Annotated in this window: 1 protein-coding gene; it reads right to left on the reverse strand. The window is 45.2% G+C overall.

The window, feature by feature from the left end; translation table 11 throughout:
* The coding region (locus SB772_RS42480; RefSeq protein WP_410838830.1) for a hypothetical protein at positions 1-261 on the reverse strand (261 nt) is incomplete at both ends.

A 261-nucleotide genomic window follows, 5' to 3' on the forward strand; every position in this document is an offset into this window, starting at 1 on the left:
CTAAACCATTTGCATTGCTAGTTAAGATGGTGTTGTTAGTAGCATCCCCTAGGGTGACTTTGGTGAACTCAACTTCGTCACTGGTCGCCACTTTGATGACTTGATCATTGTCGCGGGTGACTTTGATGTTCTTACCATCAACGAATTGTACGGTCTCACCTGGAGCTACGTTGTCAGAGGCGATGCCATTAACTTTGACGTCCCAACCTTTATTCGCTGTAGTGTTGACGGCGTCTAATTGATTGACATTAACAGCGTCTT

Origin of the sequence: Paraburkholderia sp. SIMBA_030, assembly GCF_046535245.1 — a bacterium.
In the GTDB taxonomy this organism is placed as follows: domain Bacteria; phylum Pseudomonadota; class Gammaproteobacteria; order Burkholderiales; family Burkholderiaceae; genus Paraburkholderia.